The organism is Comamonas koreensis (genome assembly GCF_021026195.1).
GTDB classification, from domain to species: Bacteria; Pseudomonadota; Gammaproteobacteria; order Burkholderiales; family Burkholderiaceae_C; genus Comamonas; species Comamonas koreensis.
This window is the reverse complement of the sequence record NZ_JAJNCT010000009.1, coordinates 184,758-202,101: the sequence shown is the minus strand read 5'-3', so window position 1 is coordinate 202,101 and position 17,344 is coordinate 184,758. Positions and strand designations below refer to the sequence as shown.

The window sequence follows — 17,344 nt, the reverse complement described above, 5'->3', positions numbered from 1 at the left end:
AGAGCTAACAGGGCAAAGATGTAGCGGTACCGCGCCACTGTGCGCCTGTGCCAGGCAGCAAGATTTGACCTGGATCATGCTTGGCGTACACCGCAACGCACGGCCAGCGATGGGCAGCGAAAATGGAGGCTGTGAAACAGCTCCTGAACACCCCACCCACAGCAGGCTTTGACGAGCCGTTTGGCATGCTGCAGGCCTGCCATGGCCGGGTGGCGCGCAGCCTGGATCTGCTGGGCCGCCTGGGTGCTTACCTGGCCGAGCAGGGCGGCGACGATGCGCAGGGCCAGGCGCGCGATGCGGCGGCCGATGTGCAGCGCTACTTTGACCTGGCTTCGCCCTTGCACCACCAGGATGAAGAGCTGCATGTGCTGCCCGCGCTGCGGGCTGCTGGGCAACGGGCGCTGGCAGACCAGCTGCAGGCCGAACACCGGCAGATGGAGGCGCTGTGGCCGGCGATTCGGGCGGATCTGCAGGCGGTGCAGGCTGGGCATGCCCCGGCGGGCACCGCGCTGGTAGCGGCACGGCGCCGCTGGGCGGATTTTGCAGCGGTGTATACGCGCCATATCGCCGCAGAAGAGACGCAGGCCTATCCCAGCGCACAAACGACGTTGGAGCCACCCGTGCAAGCAGCCATGGGGCGCGAGATGGCGCAGCGGCGCGGTGTGCGTTACCCGGAGGTGGGGCCATGAAGGCAGAGCAACAGCACGCACGGCAGCGGCCGCTGGCCGTCAAGATCGGTGCGATTGGCTGCGCGCTGCTGCTGATGGCGCTGGTCGCGATTGGGCTGACCCTGCGGCTGACCTGGTCGCTCGAAGGCGGCGCTGCGGCCGTGAACGAAGCGGGGCGCATGCGCATGCAGACCTGGCAGCTGGCGCAGGCCTTGCCGGATGCGAGCCCGCAGCGGCTGGCTCTGCTGATCGGCCAGCTCGACACCAGCCTGGCCTTGCTGGAAAAGGGCGATGCCGCTCGGCCGTTGTCGGTGCCGCGCGATGCAGCCTCGCGTGCGGCCTTGGCGGCCGTGCAGCAGCGCTGGCAGCGGGTGCGTGCGGCCTGGCAGCAACCGATGGGCGGCAGCCATGCGGTGCAGGCCGAGGTCACGGCCCAGCAGGCGCAGAGCTTTGTGGGCGAGGTGGACCACCTGGTGGGCCGCATCGAGCAGCAGCTCGCGCGCTGGACGACCTGGCTCAACACGGCCCAGTTTGTGATGATGGCGCTGGCCATTGCCGCCGCGCTGGCGCTGATGTATGCGGCGCAGCTGCTGGTGTTTGGGCCGCTGGCGCGGCTGCAGACAGCCCTGGCCCAGGTGGAGGCGGGTGACCTGTCGGTGCGCGTGCAGGCCGATGGTGGCGATGAGTTTGGCGCGGTGGCCCGGGGCTTCAACCGCATGGCCCTGCGCCTGCAGGATCTGTATGCCAGCCTGGAGCGCCGCGTGCAGCAAAAGACCGAACACCTGCAGGCCGAGCGTGCCCGTTTGGCGGTGCTCTATGACGGTGCCGCCCTGGTGGCGCAGGCCGATTCGCTGCCGGTGCTGGCCCAGGGCTTTGCGGCCCAGATGCGCAAGACCGCGCAGGCCGATGCGGTGGCGCTGCGCTGGTCGGATGAGGACAACCGCCGCTATGTGCTGCTTGCCTCCGAAGGGCTGCCCGAGGAGATGGTGGCTGCCGAGCACTGCGTGCCCACCGGTGACTGCTTTTGCGGCCAGCCCCAGGCCCAGGCGCAGACCCAGCTGGTGGCATTGCAGGACTGGCGCAGCGGCGTGCCTGCAGGGGCCAGCCGGGTGGATGCCGGGCAGTGCCGCCGGGCAGGCTTTGTCAGCGTGCTGAGCGTGCCGGTGCGCCTGCATGAGCGCATGGTGGGCGAGGTAGACCTGTTCTTTCGCGATGCGACCACGTTGGCGCCGGATGACCGAGCACTGCTCGATGCACTGGCCAGCCACCTGGCCGGTGGCATGGAGGGCCTGCGCGCCGATGCCTTGCAGCGCGAGGCAGCGGTGGCCGATGAGCGCGGCCTGCTGGCGCGCGAGCTGCATGATTCCATCGCGCAGAGCCTGGCGTTTTTGAAGATACAGGCGGGGCTGTTGCGCCGCGATATAGCGCGGGTGCCGCCCGATGGCGCACGCGTGCAGGCAACCCTGGCCGAACTCGATACCGGCATCCGCGAGAGCCTGTCCGATGTGCGTGAGCTGCTGCTGCACTTTCGCACCCGCACCAACGCCGAGGACATCGTGCCTGCGCTGCGCACCACCTTGACCAAGTTCGAACACCAGACCGGGCTGCCCGCGCATCTGCAGATCGCCGGCGAAGGCATGGCGCTGCCGCCCGATGTACAGGTGCAGGTGCTGCACGTGGTGCAGGAGGCGCTATCCAATGTGCGCAAGCATGCGCAGGCCAGCCAGGTGTGGGTGGAGGTGGAGCAAGGCCCACAGTGGGCGGTGGAGGTGCGCGACGATGGCCAGGGCATGGCGCAAACCGCCCCGGCACTGGACGAAACCCATGTGGGCCTGCGCATCATGCGCGAACGTGCGGCAGGCATTGGTGCCCGCTTGGAGATCGAGTCCGTTGCGGGTGCAGGCACTTGTGTGCGCTTGAGCCTGCCACTACTGCAGCCCGTGGCCGCTGCACCGCTTACGCTCAGGAGCCCCGCATGAATGCAGCACCAACGCCTACGCTCCCTGTCGCATCGATTCGGCTGCTCGTTGTGGACGACCACCCGCTTTTCCGTCGCGGTGTGATCGCGCTACTGGCCGCCCAGCCGCAGTTGCAGGTGGTGGCAGAAGCGGGCGATGCCGGTGAGGCCTTGCGCCACGCCGCGCAGCTGCAGCCCGATGTGGTGCTGCTGGACCACCATATGCCGGGCGTGAGTGGCGTGGACCTGCTGCCCGGCCTGCGCGACGCCGCGCCCGCTGCGCGGGTGCTGATGCTCACCGCCAGCGAGGATGCCGACACCTTGGCGCTGGCCTTGCAGCGCGGCGCCCATGGCTATCTGCTGAAGACGGCGGACAGTGAGGTGCTGGTGGCCGCCATCGAGCGCGCCTTGCGTGGCCAATCGACGGTGAGCATGGAGATGACGGACAAGCTGGTGAACGCCTTGCAGACCCGCCCGGTAGAGCCAGTTGTGGCACCCGCTGCGGTGCCCGAACCGGCTGACCCGTTGGAGCAGCTGTCGCCGCGTGAGCTGGAGATCCTGCGCGAGATCGCTGCCGGTGCCAGCAACAAGGAGATTGCGCGCAGCCTGGCCATTGCCGAGACCACGGTGAAGATCCATGTGCAGCACATTCTGCGCAAGCTGGGCCTGTCATCGCGGGTGCAGGCCGCTGTGCTGCTGACCGAGGGGCGCGGTCGCACAGGGGCCTGATCAAGTGCCCCGGTGGCGCTCCAGCAGCAGGGCCAGGGTGCGCCAGGCGGCCGGCTGCTCGGCCATCGCTACCGATATGCGCAGCAAGCTTGACGGGGCCTGGCGCGGCGAAAACAGCACGCCGGGTGCCAGCAGCAAGCCATGTTCGCTGGCCTGGCGCGCCAGCAGTTCCGAATCCATGCCGCAGTCCACCCAGGCAAAGGTGCCGGCGACCGGTTCATGCACGGCGTGGCAGCCCAGCGCTTCGAGCTGGCGCAGGCAACGGTGGCGTGCCTTGTCCACCCGCTCGCGCAGCCGGTCCACATGCTTGCGGTAGCTGCCATCGGCCAGGATGCGGTGCACGATCTGCTCGCTGGGCAGGGCGGAGGTGAGGCCGCCCAGCAGCTTCAGATCGGTCAGCTGGTGGATGTATTCAGGCCGCGCCGCCACATAGCCCACGCGCAAGCCGCCTGACAGCGTTTTGGAATAGCCGCCCACCAGCAGCACGCGCTGCAGCCGGTCCATGGCCGCCAGGCGCAAGGGCATATTGCCCAGGTACTCGGAATAGGTGTCGTCCTCGACCAGCAGAAAATCATGCCGCTCGGCAATGCGCAGCACCTCATGGGCCACACCGGCCGACAGGCTCAGCCCGGTGGGGTTGTGCACGGCGGTGTTCAGGATGAAGAGCTTGGGCTGGTGCTGTGCGGCCAGTGCCTGCAGCGCCTGCACATCGGGGCCGCCGGGCAGGCGCGGCACCCCCACCACATTCACCCCCATGGTGTTGAGGCGGCCAAAGATCAGGAACCAGCCCGGGTCCTCGACCAGCACGGTGTCGCCCGGCTGCAGAAAGCAGCGCACGATCAGGTCCAGCCCCTGGGTGACGCCACTCACCGTCATCAGCTGGGTCTCGGGGTGGGCGGGTACTTCTTGCGCCTGCAACGTGGATGCAATCTGGCGGCGCAGCGGCGCCAGGCCCTGGGGCAGGCCATAGCCCAGCAGGCTGCGTTCGGCCCGCATACCCTGCTTCAGGATGGCGCGCAGCGCGCCGCTGATCAGGCCCTCGTCCATCCAGCTGGCCGGCAGGCAACCGGCGCTGCCGGTGTGGCCAGAGCCATCGGCATCCTCGCGGAAGATGCCGCGCAGCAGGTAGGCAGTGTCAAAGGCCGCGCCCTGGGCCAGGCTGGCGGCAGGGGCTGCGGCAGCCTCGGCCAGCGCGCGCTGGGCGCAGACAAAAAAGCCCGCACCCCGGCGTGATTGCACCAGGCCCTGGGCCGCCAGCCGGTCATAGGCCTGCACAACGGTGTCGCGGCTTACGCCCGCCTGGTCGGCCAGCGCCCGCACCGATGGCAGGCGCATGCCAGCGCGCAGCCCATGGTTGCGGATGCGGTCGCTGAAATGCGCCACCAGCTGCTCGACCAGGGAGGCACTGCCGGTGCGCACCGGCTGCCATCCCCAGGTGGCTGCGGCCAGCGGAGGGGCGCTGGGGCTGGGGGCAGCGGTATCAGCGACATCGGCGATAGCGGCAGCCGGCGAAAGTGTCTGGGTCATAAGAGCAGGCCAATTCTTGAAGTGGCCAGATAAAGTGTACCGGTACTGTACTGCATTGAGGCCTTAGCATGGCAGCAGCTTTTCTTTTCTCTTTTTTCGCACCTCGCCATGTCCGTTCTGCCCGAAACCTCCGCCTTTGTGTTGCCTCTGGCTTTGTTTGCCTTTGTCAGCTCGGTCACGCCAGGTCCCAACAATGTGATGCTGACGGCCTCGGGCGCCAGCTTTGGCTACCGCCGCACGGTGCCGCACATGCTGGGCATCAGCCTGGGGGTGGTGGCCATGCTGCTGCTGGTGGGGTTGGGCCTGGGCGTAGCCTTTGAGCGCGAGCCGCGCCTCTACACCTGGCTCAAGTACCTGGGCGCCGCCTACTTGCTGTGGCTGGCCTGGAAGATCGCCCGCTCCGGCCAGGCGGGGGCCGGGCAGGCCGGTGCGCAGCCCTTTGGCTTTTGGCAGGCCGCCGCCTTCCAGTGGGTCAACCCCAAGGCCTGGATCATGGCCATCGGCATTGTGGCGACCTACACCCCGCGCGATGGCTATGCAGCCAATCTGCTGCTTGCCGCGCTGGTGCTGGGGTTGGTGAACTACCCCAGCGTCAGTGTCTGGACCTTGTTTGGCAGCGCAGTGGGCCGCGCGCTGCGCACGCCACGGGCGTTGCAGCGCTTCAACTGGTGCATGGCCGCGCTGCTGGTGCTGTCGCTGTATCCGGTGCTGGAGGGCTGATCGCTGGCCAGGCTCAGGGTTTCTGCCCGGCATGCAGTCGGGGGCCCGTTGGCTACAATGGTCCTCAGCTTTTTTGGCAGCCTTTGCATTGGAGAGAGCCCATGTCCAGCCCGCACACCGACGCCGATACCGAACACCCCCCGGTGGATACCGTGGAAGCCATTGTTCCGCTGATGCCGGTGGTGCTCCCCGTAGTGGGCGCGCTGATGATGTTCCTGCTGGCCTTCATTGCCGTCTACATGGCCTGAGTGCCGCGCGATCCGCGCCCCAGGGCCTGTTGCTGAACCCGCCGCTGGCGGGTTTTTTATCGCCTGCCGCTGGCCGATGATGGCTGGCGCTGCCCCGCGCGGCATGCGCGCTTTGGCTACTGCAGGCCCGCGCCACCTGCGCGACAGGGTGGCGGCCAAAGAAACCGGTATCAATACAGTTATGCATTTAGTCATGCATCAAATGCATAGATGTGGTGACCGAAAATCACCGTTTTGGGGTCCGACTGCTAAAATCGCGAGTCCAGCGTAGGCATTTTTGCGCACAGGCATGGCGCCCTGTCCGACGCAGTGGAGACGGTTTTTCAAAAATGGGTTGCCGGCCAGGGAGCGGGCCGCAGCGGTTTTTGATGAACCGTTTACAACTTTGAAAGCTTCCGATGAACGCAAACGTCCAAGCCGGTGTGGCCCTTCAGGCGCCCGACTATGTCAAGAACCCCAAGCTCATTGCCTGGGTGGCCGATATGGCCGCACTGTGCAAGCCTGATTCCGTTTACTGGTGCGACGGCAGCCAGGAAGAATACGACCGCCTCTGCCAGCAACTGGTCGATGCCGGCACCTTCAAGAAGCTCAACCCCGCCAAGCGCCCCGGCAGCTTTCTGGCCTGGTCCGATCCGTCCGACGTGGCACGTGTCGAAGACCGCACCTACATCTGCTCGGCCAAGAAAGAGGACGCCGGCCCCACCAACAACTGGATGGAACCTGCCCAGATGCGTTCGACTCTACAGCCGCTGTTTGACGGTTGTATGAAGGGCCGCACCATGTATGTGGTGCCGTTCTCGATGGGCCCGCTGGGCTCGCCGATTGCCCACGTGGGCATCGAGCTGTCCGACAGCGCCTATGTCGCAGTCAACATGAAGATCATGACCCGCATGGGCCGTGCCGTGTACGACGTGATCGGCAGCGATGGCGATTTTGTGCCGTGCGTGCACACCATCGGCGCGCCCCTGCAAGCCGGCGAGAAGGACACCACCAGCTGGCCTTGCAACAAGACCAAGTACATCGTGCACTACCCCGAGACGCGCGAAATCTGGTCCTACGGTTCGGGCTACGGCGGCAATGCGCTGCTGGGCAAGAAGTGCTTTGCACTGCGCATTGCCTCGACCATGGGCCGCGACCAGGGTTGGCTGGCCGAGCACATGCTGATTCTGGGCGTGCAAAACCCCCAAGGAAAAAAGTACCATGTGGCAGCGGCTTTCCCCAGCGCCTGCGGCAAGACCAATTTCTCGATGCTGGTGCCGCCCACCGGCTTTGAAGGCTGGAAAGTCACCACCATCGGTGACGATATCGCCTGGATCAAGCCCCAGGCCGACGGCTCGCTGCGCGCGATCAACCCCGAAGCCGGCTACTTTGGCGTGGCACCCGGTACCAACTACCACACCAACCCCAACTGCATGGCCAGCCTGGACAAGAACGTGATCTTCACCAACGTCGCGCTGACCGACGACGGCGATGTGTGGTGGGAAGGCATGGAAAAGGACAGCGGCCAGCTGCCGGACCACCTGATCGACTGGCAAGGCAAGGACTGGACGCCCCAGATCGCCAAGGAAACCGGCGCCAAGGCCGCCCACCCCAATGCCCGCTTCACCGTGGCTGCCACCAACAACCCGGCCCTCGACGAAGCCTGGGACGACCCCAAGGGCGTGAAGATCGATGCCTTCATCTTTGGTGGCCGCCGCTCGACCACGGTGCCGCTGGTGACCGAAGCGCGCAACTGGAAGGAAGGCGTCTACATGGCCGCCACCATGGGCTCGGAAACCACTGCTGCCGCCTTTGGCGCGCAAGGCGTGGTGCGCCGCGATCCGTTCGCGATGCTGCCTTTCATGGGCTACAACATGAGCGATTACTTCGCCCACTGGCTGAACCTGGGCGACAAGCTCGAAGCCGCTGGCGCGCAGCTGCCCAAGATCTACACCACCAACTGGTTCCGCAAGGATGCCGCTGGCAAGTTCGTCTGGCCCGGCTACGGTGAGAACATGCGCGTGCTCAAGTGGATGCTGGACCGCCTCGAAGGCCAGGTGCAGGGTACGCAGACCGCCTTTGGCGTGGCCCCGCAGTACGCCGAGATCAACTGGACCGGCCTGGATTTCAATGCCGAGCAGTTCAAGACCGTCACCAACATCGACACTGCCGTCTGGACCGAAGAGCTGGCGTCGCACCAGGCCCATTTCGACCACCTGGCCCAGCGCCTGCCCCAGGCGCTGCTGGACATCAAGGCCGACCTCGAAAAGCGCCTGACCGCTGCTTGACCGGCCGCTCGCCCGCGCGCTGGTAGCTCTACCAGTGATGCAGCCAACGACGCACCGCAAAACCCCGCATGTTTCAGGCATGCGGGGTTTTGTTTTGGATTCGGGGCTGCGGTAGACCTGCCTGGGCTCCGTGGCAGTGCAAGGTTGGAGCTGTGGTTTGTGGCATACAGCCAGCAGCTTGCTGGGCGGTAAACCGCTTGCCAATCGTTGTTCAAGCGCTGCGGTTTGCGCGGGCAGAGGTGTTATGCCACGCCAAGCCGCGCATCCGCTTAGGAGGGACTGCGGTCGCCAGCAACAAAAAAGCCACGGCATGCCGTGGCTCTTGAAAAGGCAGATCGTGGCTGCCGGCGCTGGGGCTCTGGAGGAACCCCGGCGTTGATCAGTAGTTCTTGTGGTAGAACGAAACCGCTGCGTCGCTCATGGCGCGGTTCAGGTCAGCCATCACGCGGCTGTCTTGCAGGGCCACTTGCCAGGTCTTGTCGTCTTCCATGGCGCGGCGGTGGCCTTCGTCCCAGCTGCGGCGTGCGGCGCGCAGGCTGCTGCTCAGGTTGCGGGCAGGGGCAGCCAGCAGGGCGATGGCGACAAAGGCGACAGCCCACAGCAGGGCCCAGCCAGCGATCCAGTGGCTACCGCCGGCGACGGAGTCCACTAGGCGGGTAGCAACCACCAGCACGGCGGAAACCAGGGCGGCCAGCATCAGCGATGCGCCAACACCCTTGGTGCCGAAGGTGGTCTTGAGATGTTCAGCAGCACGTTCCACACGCAGAACGCCCGTGTGCTCGGTAGCCATGTCAGTGTGTACAAAACTGTTGGTCATGATGGATGTCTTTGGTATTAATGCTTCTTTGAAGCGATGACCGAAGTATAGGGTTTACCCTAGACCATCTCAAATTTATCTTTTGAATCTGTATCATTCATGCCAGTGATGTATTGCAGGCCGCTCAGCACCGCAAAGGATTGAAAATGCTGCCCCATCAATTTCGGCATCTCGATCTGAACCTGTTGCGTGTATTCGACGAGGTGATGAATGAGCGCAGCCTGACCCGGGCCGCCGACAAGCTGTCCATCACCCAACCCGCAGTCAGCAACGCGATGCGGCGCCTGCGCGAAGCCTTGAATGACGAACTGTTGGTGCGCAGCGGCCAGGGCGTGGAGCCCACACCGCTGGCCAATGCGCTGTGGCCGGTGGTGCGTGAATCGCTGGCCCGCCTGCAGGCCAGCTTTGCCCCCGAGCGCTTTGACCCGGCCCGCGCCACCCAGGCCTTTGTCGTGGCCATGGCCGATGCGACCGCCGCCACCTTGCTGCCCAGCCTGATGCACATTCTGGAGACCGAGGCGCCAGGCGTCTCCGTACATGTGCAACCACTCACTACCCGTGATCCGCGCGAGGAGCTGGAGGCCGAGACCGCCGACCTGGCCGTGGGTTATTTCCCCTTCGTGCTGGCCGAGATGACGGCCCGCGCCCAATCGGGTGACCTGGTGGATTTCGAGAGCCGGCGCCTCTATGACGGCGAATATATCTGCGTGATGCGCAAGGACCATCCTTTGAGTGAGGGCTTGCTGACTTTGGAGCGCTACTGCGATGCGCGCCATATGCTGGTGAGCTTTTCTGGCCAGCCCTTTGGCTTTCTGGACGAGGCGCTGGCATCGATCGGCCGCAAGCGCCGCGTGGTGCTGACGGTGAACCAGTACTTCACCGCCGCCCGCGTGGTGGCGCGCACCGATTTGATCACCGTGTTGCCGCGCCACTTTGTGCCTGCGACCGGCATTGCCGATCAGCTGGCCTTCCAACCGCTGCCGTTGCGGGTGGAGGCCGTGCATGTGGATGCGCTCTGGCGCAGCCGCAGCGGGCATATTCCACCCTCGGCGCTGGAGTGGATGCTGCATGCGCTGGAGCGCTCGGCCCGGGCGGCTTTTCCTGACCTGGAATTACCGATGTAGCGGGCTGCAAGCCGCCAAAGCCCATGGTAGGCTTGGCGACCATGCACCTGCAAATCCTGTCCGACCTGCACCTGGAGACCCATCCCCATTTCCGCGCCCAGCCCGCGCCCGGCGCCGAGCTGCTGATCCTGGCTGGCGACATTGGCTCCTACCAGAGTGGCTCGATGCTGGACGATGCGGATTTTGGCCTGGGCCAGTTCAGCCCGCAGCAGGCGGGTGGCCACTGGCCCGAGCCGGTGATCCTGGTGCCCGGCAACCATGAGTTCGACAACCAGGATTTCGACACTGCCCGGCAGCGCCTGCGCGCCAGCTGCAACAAGCTGGGTATCACCATGCTGGACTGCGAAACCCTGGTCATCGATGGCGTGCGCTTCATCGGCACCACACTCTGGTCCGACTACGACGCGATTGCGCTGCACAACGGCGTGACCGAGCTGGGCGCGCTGATGAAGCAGCGCGAGAAGGCCTTCAAGGCCGCCAACTTCTACCTGACCAAGGCCCAGACCGTGCGCAACGGCCAGCCCTTTCTGGCCGCCGAGATGCGCGACGAAGCGCTGCGCTGCCAGGAATGGCTGCGCGCCGCACTGGCCGAGCCCTTTGACGGCAAGACCGTCGTCATCACCCACTTCGCCCCCAGCCTGCGCAGCGCCGATCCGCGCTATGGGCTGACCCCGGGCACCGCCGGCTTTTGCAATGTGCTGGATGACCTGCTGCCCTATGCCGACCTCTGGATCCACGGCCACCTGCATGCGCCCAGCGACTACGTCGCCAAAGGCCAGCACAGCGATGGCCGCCCCTGGCAATGCCGGGTCGTGGCCAACCCGCTGGGCTATGCGCGCAAGGGCGAGCAGGAGACTTTCAACCCGCATTGCTTGGTAGCGGTGTAAAGCGCTCAGCCGCCAAGCCCCACGCGAACGATGCAGTTACTCGCCATCTCCGGTAGCGCAAGAGCGGCCTCTACCAATACCGCCTTGCTGAGGGCCTTGCAGCACATTGCCCCGGCTGGGCTGGCCATCGAGGTCTTCCACGATCTGGCGGCGCTGCCGGTGTTCTCGCCCGACCTGGAAGGGGCGCTGACCCCGGCGCCAGTGCTTGCCTTGGTGCAGCAAGTGCAGGCCGCCGATGGCTTGCTGATCTCCAGCCCCGAATATGTGCGCGCACTGCCTGGCGGGCTCAAGAATGCCATCGACTGGCTGGTGTCGCGTGAGGAAATCATCCAGAAACCGGTCGCGCTGGTGCATGCCTCCCACCGGGGGGATGACATGCTGGCCGACCTGCGGCGGGTGCTGTCCACCGTGACGGCCCAGTTCAACAGTGATTTGTTTCTTCGGTTGCCGCTGATGAAGGAGTCCGCGGCATCAGTGCTGCAAATCGTCAGCGGCGCCGAGGTGTACCCCGAGGCCCAGCAATTCCTGCAGGACTTTGCGACGTTCTGCGGCTGCGCTCGCACCGCCTGAACTTGTGCTTGGCTCCCGCCCTCAGCGCAAAACCAAGGGTTTCCACCTAAATTTTTCGCCAGACCTGATGCACATCAATGTGCGTTTGACGATGAATCTATAAGCTGATACACATGATTTAAGCCTCCAAAGCGCCTTGCCAGTATGGGGAAGCGGGTTTGGCCAGGCTAGCTGTCCAGCATTGGTCATGGCACCGGTGTTGGGTCCCTCACCCCTTGTTGAAGGAGTTAAGGCATGCGTATTTTGTTGGCCGTTGACGGCAGCCCTTACACCCAAAAGATGCTGGATTACCTGGCAGCGCACGCAGAGTGGCTGACGCCCAACCACCATTACACGGCACTCACCGTGCAGCCACTGCTGCCGCCCCGGGCCGCCAAGGCCTTGGGCAAGGCGCTGGTGGACGACTACCACTCCGAAGAGGCGCAGAAGGTGCTGCTGCCGGTGCAGGAATTTCTGGCTGCGCACCAGGTGACGGCGGTGGCCGAGAGTGCGGTTGGCCCCATTTCGCAGACCATTGCCGAGACAGCCGATAAGGGGGGCTATGACCTGCTGATCATGGGCACCCGGGGCCATGGTGCACTGGCCAAGCTGGTGCTGGGCTCAGTGGCCACCCAGGTGCTGGCGGAGAGCAAGCTGCCGGTATTGTTGATTCGGTAAATGGATAGGATCAGATAACGAGCCTGTCATTTGCTATTCACCATATAGCAATACTTGGCGTGGATACTGCACCACCAACAGATTTGACCAATGAGGGAGGGGTGGAACCACCGGTGCAATGAATACCGGTGGTCATCCGGAAACTGCTTGCATCCTGTAGAACCTGTTCAAGATCTCCTCGCGCCGCGACAGTGTCTTTGCGAGATGGGATGCGAGGCGCAGTGCGCAGCCAATAGCCCGCTATTGGCAAGCGCTGCAACGAAGCAGACCGCTCGCAAAGCCACTGTCCCTACGGGTTGGAGTGAAATCGGGCGATTTCTTCGCGCTGGTCCTTGCTTGCACCCCGGTGCAAGCTGCGCACCAGCCCTTCGAACTCATCCCGATTGCACTCCAACGCGGCTGCGTAGAGACGTTGAACAGGTTCTTAGGGTGCAGGCAGTTTTTTTATGCCTTGACGGTGGCGCGCGCGGCTGCGGTGGGCGGCGCCAGGCTGCCCTTGGCGCTGTGCACCATCGCGTCGCTCAGTGCGCTCAGCAAGGCGGACTGCAGGTTCCAGCAATGCCAGAACAGGTCAACGCGCAGCACCTGGGCCTCGGCCACATTGACCAGGCGGCCATCGGCCAAGTAGGGGCGGGCGAGCAACTCGGGCACCACGCCCACGCCCCAGCCGGCGGCCACGGCGCGCACCTGGGCTTCGGAGTTGGGGACGTAGAGCTGGTGCAGTCCAACGGTCTTGAGCCCCATCGCGCGGGCAACAAACACGCGCTGCATGTCGTCCTTGCGGTTGTAGCTGAGAAACGGCAGGTGCTTGAAATTGCTGCGGTTGATCCCCTGGGGCACATGCTGCTCGGCGAAGGCGGGCGAGGCCACGGCGATGTAGTGCATCGCGCCCAGCGCCGTCACGCGGCAGCCGCGCAAGGCTCTGGGCATCGTCGTGACACAGCCCAGCACCTCCCCGGTGCGCAGCAGCTCCAAGGTGTGGTCCTGGTCGTCGGTGATGATCTCCAGCGGCAGCTGCTGCAGCGCGATATCCTGCAGCGCATCCAGCGCCCAGGTGGCAATGCTGTCGGCATTGATGGCGATCGAGATGGCCTCGTCATGCGCGCTGCGGCCCATGGCGTGGGGCAGCAGGCTGTGCAGTTCCTGCTCCAGGTCGGTGCGCAGCAGCCGCAGCTGCTGGGTGTGCTTGAGCAGCAACTGGCCCGCAGCGGTCGGGCGCAGCGGACGGCTTCGCACCACCAGCACCGAGCCGATCTGTGCCTCCAGCGCGCGCAGCCGCTGCGAGACCGCCGATTGCGTCACATTCAGTCGCACAGCGGCCTTCTCGAAACCGCCTTCTTCAATCACGGCGGCCAGGCATTCCAGCGCGACCGGGTCCAGGTTGCTCATGGGGCTCCAGTATTAGTAGAACTGATGATTCTTGAAGAAGTTTAATTGCACTTTATGTTACAGCCAAGATGCCAGACACTGAGAGCCATGAAAGTCATCATCCTCGGCGCCGGCATCATCGGCACCAGCACTGCTTGGCATTTGCTGCAACTCGGCCACGACGTCACCGTCGTTGACCGCCAACCGGACGCGGCGCTGGAGACCAGCTTTGCCAATGCCGCGCAGATCTCGGTGAGCTACTGCGAGCCCTGGGCAAACAAGCATGCCCCGCTGAAGGCGCTCAAGTGGATGTTCGACAAGGAGGCACCGCTGCTGCTGCGCCCCCATGCCGATCCGCAGCAATGGCGCTGGCTCACCCAGTTTCTGGCCGAGTGCAATGACCGCTCCTTTGCCCGCAATGTGCAGCAGATCGTCGCGCTCGGTGCCTACAGCCACAGCGCGTTGAAGGCCGTGGTGGCGCAGACCGGCATCGAGTTCAACCGGCTCGAGCGCGGCATTGCCCACTTCTTCACCAGCGACGAAGCGGTGCAGGATGCGCAGATGGCCGTCGATCTGATGCGCCAGTACGGTGTGAACCGCCGCATGGTCAGTACCGAAGAGTTTTTGAAGATCGAGCCCGCCTTCAAGCCCTATGCCGCGCAGATCAAGGGTGGCACATTTACCGAAAGCGATGAAAGCGGCGACGCCCGCGTGTTCACGCAAAAGCTCGCCCAGCTCTGCGCCCAGGGCGGTGTGCAGTTTCTCTACAACCACCGGGTCGAGCGGCTGAATGTGGCGGGCGGCGCGATCGATTCGGTCACCGTGCGCGCCACCGCAGCGGGCGCAGACAGCAGCCCCCGAACCCTGCAGGGCGATGCCGTCATCGTCGCCTGCGGCAGCTACACCGCACCGTTGCTGCGTACCGTGGGCCTGAACGTCGCCATCTACCCCGGCAAGGGCTACAGCGCCACTCTGCCGATCCTCAAGCCCGAGGCCGCGCCCTTTGTCAGCTGCATCGATGATGGCAACAAGCTGGCCATGAGCCGCCTGGGCAACCAGCTGCGCGTGGCCGGCACCATCGAGCTCAACGGTTTTGACAGCTCGCTGGACAGCCCGCTGGCCAAGGCCCGCTGCCATATGCTGGCGCGCCGCATCGAGGAGCTGATGCCCGGCGTCTGCGACACCCGCCTGCCCGAGCAGGGCGGCAACCCGCAGTTCTGGACCGGCCTGCGTCCTGCCACCCCCACCAATATCCCGTTCATTGGCCGCACCAAGATCGGCAAGCTCTGGATCAATGCCGGCCACGGCACCCTGGGCTGGACCCATGGCGCCGGCAGCGGCAAGGCCATGGCCGAGCTGGTGAGCGGCCGCATGCCGGACATGCGCTTTGGCTTCTATGGCTTCGAGAGCGACAGCAAGCGCCGGGCCGCAGTCGCCGCCTGAACGGCAACGGACAACGCCATGAAAAAGGGCCGCACACTGTGCGGCCCTTTTGGCGTTTATCGCGGACGGATCAGGCGTCCAGACGCACCAGCCAGCCGTGGCGGTCAGGGGCGCGGCCGTACTGGATGTCGGTCAGTTCCTTGCGCAGGGCCATCGTGACTTCGCCAGCCGGGGCCGACAGGTCGCCCACCGAGAAGCCTTCGCCCTTGAGCTGGCCGATGGGGGTGATGACGGCAGCGGTACCGCAGGCAAACACTTCGGTGATCTCACCGGAGGCCACGCCTTGCTTCCACTCGTCAACAGCGATCTTGCGCTCTTCGACCACCATGCCACGGTCGCGCGCCAGTTGCAGCAGCGAGTCGCGCGTGATGCCTTCCAGAATACTGCCGGACAGCGCAGGGGTGACCAGCTTGTTTTGCTTGCCGTAGACCAGGAACACATTCATGCCGCCCAGCTCTTCCAGGTACTTGCCTTCGGCAGGATCGAGGAACAGCACCTGCGAGCAGCCGTTGTCCTGGGCTTGCTGCTGGGGCAGCAGCGAAGCGGCATAGTTGCCGCCGCACTTGGCGGCGCCGGTGCCGCCCTTGGCCGCGCGGGCAAAGTCGGTGGACAGCCAGATCGCCACGGGCGCCACGCCCTTGGCAAAGTAAGGGCCTGCTGGGCAGGCGATCACGTAGTAGGTGGCCTTGTGGGCGCTGCGTACGCCCAGGAAGACTTCGTCACCGATCATGAAGGGGCGCAGGTACAGGCTGGCTTCGTTGCCGCTGGGCACCCAGTCCTTGTCCACGGCGATGATCTGCTTGAGCGATTCCACAAAGATGTCGACCGGCAGCTCAGGCAGGGCCAGGCGGCGGGCGGAGCGTTGCAGGCGCTCGGCATTGGCTTGGGGGCGGAAGGTCCAGACCGAACCGTCCGCATGGCGGTAGGCCTTGATGCCTTCAAAGATTTCCTGGCCGTAGTGCAGCACGGCGGCCGCAGGGTCCAGCGCAATCGGGCCGTAAGGGGTCACGGCCGCATCGCGCCAGCCGCCCTCTTTGTCCCAGTGCACCGATACCATGTGGTCGGTGAAGTGCAGACCAAAACCCGGGTTGTCCAGAATCTTGGCGCGCTCTTGGGCGCTGCGTGGCTGGCTCGATGGGGTGACGGCAAAGGTCAGGGAAGAGGGGGACACGGGACTAATCCTTCAGTTGGCAACAGGGACAGCAGCGTCCTGTGGGGGAGCCGCTGCCGATCATGGTGGCCGTCCGCCAGCCTGGAGAGGCTCCAGGACAAAGTGACGGGCTGCACGCCAAACCCCATAGCATGCCAGTTTTTTGCCCCGGTGGCGCCAAGCAGGCTGCATTGCCAGCATGGCGAGTCAACCACCTGCAGAGGCAAAGCGCCGCCGCAGGCGGCCGGCTTACGGGTTTTTCCTAGTGAACCGTGGCCCGCTGGGTCGCCAAAAAGTCGAGCAGCAGGCCCTCGAAGGCATCGGGGCTCTCCAGCTGGGGCCAGTGGCCAATGCCTTCCAGGCTCTCGTGCCGGGCCTGGGGCAGCAGGTCGGCCAGCGCCTGCATGCGCTGGGGCGGCATGCAGACATCCTGGCCGCCGCTCACCAGCAGGCAGCGCTGGCTCAGGTGGGGCAGGCGCTCGGCCAGGGTGCTGGGGCCGGCCAGCATCTCCAGCATGCGGCCATAGGCCAGCGGCTGGATCTGGGTGATCGCATGGCGCGCCAGTTGCAGGCCTTCGGGCAAGGCCTGCTGGCCCGATTGCAGCTGCACCAGCAGCTCGGCAAAGCGCTGCATCTGCACCGGCTCGGTGCTGGCCTGCTGCTGGCACTGGGCCAGCAGTTGCTGGCGCGTCTGCACCCAGTGCTGCTGGCTGTCCGCCTCCAGCGCCGGGCCGCCGGCCACCAGGCTCAGGCTGCGCACGCGGGTGGGGTGGCGCAGCGCCAGCTCGGCGGCCACCATGGCGCCCATGCCATGGCCGACGATATGGGCGCGGCCAATCTTCAGCGCTTCCAGCAGGCCATCGGCCGTCGCTGCAAGCGCCTTGAGGCTGTAGCCGCCATAGGGCGGTGGGTTGGCGTGGTAGCCGGGCATGTCCCAGGCGATGGCGCGGTAGCCCTGGCTGGCGAGCAACTCCACCTGCGGGGCAAAGCCCAGATGGTCGGTGTCGGCATCGTGCAGCATCAGCACCGTCGGGCCGCTGCCAAGCATCGCGAAATTGGGAATCAGGGACATAGGTGTGCTTCTCGCCGTGTGTTTCCCCCGCAGATGCGGCCCGCCTGCCTTGTTTTCAAGCACCTACGCCCGCAGGGGCCTCGCCTGCTGGCCGATAATGGCCCTTATCCATGCTTTTGACGGCATGGCATCTGCCCCTG

General features: G+C 65.3%; 16 protein-coding genes. 11 read left to right on the top strand and 5 right to left on the bottom strand.

Going from position 1 to position 17,344, the window contains the following annotated elements; all coding sequences use genetic code 11:
* Positions 1-131 precede the first annotated feature (131 nt).
* Genes LPW39_RS08890 through LPW39_RS08880 form a run of 3 tightly spaced genes read left to right on the top strand, consistent with a single transcriptional unit; the run spans position 132 to position 3,354 of the window.
* The gene (locus LPW39_RS08890; protein ID WP_230773701.1) at positions 132-689 is read left to right on the top strand and encodes a hemerythrin domain-containing protein; all 558 of its coding nucleotides are present in this window, start codon (positions 132-134) and stop codon (positions 687-689) included.
* On the top strand, positions 686-2,647 hold the full coding sequence (locus LPW39_RS08885; protein ID WP_230773700.1) for a type IV pili methyl-accepting chemotaxis transducer N-terminal domain-containing protein: 1,962 nt from the start codon (positions 686-688) through the stop codon (positions 2,645-2,647). Before LPW39_RS08890 ends, LPW39_RS08885 begins: the two co-directional genes overlap by 4 nt.
* Complete coding sequence (locus tag LPW39_RS08880) at positions 2,644-3,354, top strand: response regulator (protein ID WP_230773695.1); 711 nt, start codon at positions 2,644-2,646, stop codon at positions 3,352-3,354. Before LPW39_RS08885 ends, LPW39_RS08880 begins: the two co-directional genes overlap by 4 nt.
* On the opposite strand, the gene LPW39_RS08875 is transcribed toward LPW39_RS08880, so the two are convergent.
* Positions 3,355-4,881 (bottom strand): aminotransferase-like domain-containing protein, encoded by a 1,527-nt coding sequence (locus tag LPW39_RS08875; RefSeq protein ID WP_230773689.1) that lies wholly within the window; start codon positions 4,879-4,881, stop codon positions 3,355-3,357. It lies immediately after the preceding gene.
* Between the two features lie 108 nt (positions 4,882-4,989).
* Between LPW39_RS08875 and LPW39_RS08870 the strand changes: the two genes are divergently transcribed.
* The 3 genes from LPW39_RS08870 to LPW39_RS08860 all read left to right on the top strand — a co-directional run bounded on the left by LPW39_RS08870 (position 4,990) and on the right by LPW39_RS08860 (position 8,116).
* Positions 4,990-5,601: a LysE family translocator gene (locus tag LPW39_RS08870; RefSeq protein ID WP_133856767.1), complete on the top strand. Its 612-nt coding sequence runs from the start codon at positions 4,990-4,992 to the stop codon at positions 5,599-5,601.
* A gap of 101 nt (positions 5,602-5,702) precedes the next feature.
* A complete protein-coding gene (locus LPW39_RS08865; protein ID WP_230773683.1) occupies positions 5,703-5,849 on the top strand; it encodes a hypothetical protein in 147 nt (48 codons plus the stop codon).
* A 398-nt stretch (positions 5,850-6,247) separates the two neighbouring features.
* Positions 6,248-8,116, top strand: coding sequence for a phosphoenolpyruvate carboxykinase (GTP) (locus LPW39_RS08860; protein WP_230773681.1), 1,869 nt, complete (start codon positions 6,248-6,250; stop codon positions 8,114-8,116).
* Between the two features lie 379 nt (positions 8,117-8,495).
* Here LPW39_RS08860 and LPW39_RS08855 read toward each other — a convergent pair whose 3' ends face one another.
* Complete coding sequence (locus tag LPW39_RS08855) at positions 8,496-8,933, bottom strand: hypothetical protein (RefSeq protein WP_133856769.1); 438 nt, start codon at positions 8,931-8,933, stop codon at positions 8,496-8,498.
* Positions 8,934-9,079: 146 nt separating this feature from the next.
* Here LPW39_RS08855 and LPW39_RS08850 point away from each other — a divergent pair, with 146 nt between their 5' ends.
* The 4 genes from LPW39_RS08850 (at position 9,080) to LPW39_RS08835 (ending at position 12,171) form a co-directional block, all read left to right on the top strand.
* Positions 9,080-10,057: a LysR family transcriptional regulator gene (locus LPW39_RS08850; RefSeq protein ID WP_230773678.1), complete on the top strand. Its 978-nt coding sequence runs from the start codon at positions 9,080-9,082 to the stop codon at positions 10,055-10,057.
* A gap of 41 nt (positions 10,058-10,098) precedes the next feature.
* Positions 10,099-10,944, top strand: a complete 846-nt coding sequence (locus LPW39_RS08845) for a metallophosphoesterase (protein WP_230773676.1) — start codon at positions 10,099-10,101, stop codon at positions 10,942-10,944.
* Between the two features lie 30 nt (positions 10,945-10,974).
* Positions 10,975-11,514, top strand: coding sequence for an NADPH-dependent FMN reductase (locus tag LPW39_RS08840; protein WP_230773672.1), 540 nt, complete (start codon positions 10,975-10,977; stop codon positions 11,512-11,514).
* 234 nt (positions 11,515-11,748) lie between these two features.
* Positions 11,749-12,171 (top strand): universal stress protein, encoded by a 423-nt coding sequence (locus tag LPW39_RS08835; protein ID WP_230773669.1) that lies wholly within the window; start codon positions 11,749-11,751, stop codon positions 12,169-12,171.
* Between the two features lie 444 nt (positions 12,172-12,615).
* On the opposite strand, the gene LPW39_RS08830 is transcribed toward LPW39_RS08835, so the two are convergent.
* Complete coding sequence (locus LPW39_RS08830; protein ID WP_230773667.1) at positions 12,616-13,560, bottom strand: LysR family transcriptional regulator ArgP; 945 nt, start codon at positions 13,558-13,560, stop codon at positions 12,616-12,618.
* A gap of 54 nt (positions 13,561-13,614) precedes the next feature.
* Between LPW39_RS08830 and LPW39_RS08825 the strand changes: the two genes are divergently transcribed.
* Entirely contained in the window at positions 13,615-14,982 is a 1,368-nt protein-coding gene (locus LPW39_RS08825; protein ID WP_269075802.1) for a D-amino acid dehydrogenase, read from the top strand.
* Between the two features lie 70 nt (positions 14,983-15,052).
* Here the strand turns inward: LPW39_RS08825 and LPW39_RS08820 are convergent, their stop codons facing one another.
* Together LPW39_RS08820 and LPW39_RS08815 are read right to left on the bottom strand one after the other, a co-directional pair.
* Complete coding sequence (locus tag LPW39_RS08820) at positions 15,053-16,153, bottom strand: branched-chain amino acid aminotransferase (protein WP_230773657.1); 1,101 nt, start codon at positions 16,151-16,153, stop codon at positions 15,053-15,055.
* 241 nt (positions 16,154-16,394) lie between these two features.
* Positions 16,395-17,204 carry an alpha/beta fold hydrolase gene (locus tag LPW39_RS08815; RefSeq protein ID WP_230773649.1) on the bottom strand — a complete coding sequence of 270 codons (810 nt, stop codon included), beginning with the start codon at positions 17,202-17,204 and terminating at the stop codon, positions 16,395-16,397.
* Between the last annotated feature and the right edge of the window lie 140 nt (positions 17,205-17,344).

What these genes read in the sequence shown, in the direction of transcription:
- LPW39_RS08835 (WP_230773669.1), top strand. Translation starts at nt 11,749, where the DNA reads ATGCGTATTTTGTTGGCCGTTGACGGCAGCCCTTACACCCAAAAGATG.
- LPW39_RS08865 (WP_230773683.1), top strand. Translation starts at nt 5,703, where the DNA reads ATGTCCAGCCCGCACACCGACGCCGATACCGAACACCCCCCGGTGGAT.
- LPW39_RS08825 (WP_269075802.1), top strand. Translation starts at nt 13,615, where the DNA reads ATGTTACAGCCAAGATGCCAGACACTGAGAGCCATGAAAGTCATCATC.
- LPW39_RS08830 (WP_230773667.1), bottom strand. Translation starts at nt 13,560, where the DNA reads ATGAGCAACCTGGACCCGGTCGCGCTGGAATGCCTGGCCGCCGTGATT.
- LPW39_RS08885 (WP_230773700.1), top strand. Translation starts at nt 686, where the DNA reads ATGAAGGCAGAGCAACAGCACGCACGGCAGCGGCCGCTGGCCGTCAAG.
- LPW39_RS08850 (WP_230773678.1), top strand. Translation starts at nt 9,080, where the DNA reads ATGCTGCCCCATCAATTTCGGCATCTCGATCTGAACCTGTTGCGTGTA.
- LPW39_RS08815 (WP_230773649.1), bottom strand. Translation starts at nt 17,204, where the DNA reads ATGTCCCTGATTCCCAATTTCGCGATGCTTGGCAGCGGCCCGACGGTG.
- LPW39_RS08845 (WP_230773676.1), top strand. Translation starts at nt 10,099, where the DNA reads ATGCACCTGCAAATCCTGTCCGACCTGCACCTGGAGACCCATCCCCAT.
- LPW39_RS08880 (WP_230773695.1), top strand. Translation starts at nt 2,644, where the DNA reads ATGAATGCAGCACCAACGCCTACGCTCCCTGTCGCATCGATTCGGCTG.
- LPW39_RS08860 (WP_230773681.1), top strand. Translation starts at nt 6,248, where the DNA reads ATGAACGCAAACGTCCAAGCCGGTGTGGCCCTTCAGGCGCCCGACTAT.
- LPW39_RS08855 (WP_133856769.1), bottom strand. Translation starts at nt 8,933, where the DNA reads ATGACCAACAGTTTTGTACACACTGACATGGCTACCGAGCACACGGGC.
- LPW39_RS08840 (WP_230773672.1), top strand. Translation starts at nt 10,975, where the DNA reads ATGCAGTTACTCGCCATCTCCGGTAGCGCAAGAGCGGCCTCTACCAAT.
- LPW39_RS08875 (WP_230773689.1), bottom strand. Translation starts at nt 4,881, where the DNA reads ATGACCCAGACACTTTCGCCGGCTGCCGCTATCGCCGATGTCGCTGAT.
- LPW39_RS08870 (WP_133856767.1), top strand. Translation starts at nt 4,990, where the DNA reads ATGTCCGTTCTGCCCGAAACCTCCGCCTTTGTGTTGCCTCTGGCTTTG.